This is a genomic window from Trichormus sp. NMC-1, assembly GCF_001858025.1.
In the GTDB taxonomy this organism is placed as follows: domain Bacteria; phylum Cyanobacteriota; class Cyanobacteriia; order Cyanobacteriales; family Nostocaceae; genus Anabaena.
Genome location: NZ_LZQD01000002.1, coordinates 1 through 378, shown reverse-complemented (window position 1 = coordinate 378; position 378 = coordinate 1).

Here is a 378-nt window from a genome sequence, read left to right as displayed (position 1 = left end):
ACAAATGAATAAACCGACGAATGGATAAAATCAACATCCTGTAAATCCTTAAATCCTGGAAATCCTGATTCAGACATTTATTTGATTTCCCTCCAAAAACCAAAAGAAGATATTTTTTATCAAACCAGAGATATCCAAATAGCCAGAGGTTAAAAACCTCTGTCTAAAAGCTGAAATCGTCTGAAGACGATTGGTGGAAAGGGTAATATTAATTATGTTAATTTTTTTTAGTCCTCTTTTAGAGGACTTGCGCTATGAGACGGGGGTTTATAACCCCCGGCGGACTGAAGACGATTGGTGGAAAGGTAATATCAATCATGTTGTATTTTTCAGTTGGCTAATTTTCCTTTAACCAATTTTCTAAATCATCAACCTTGC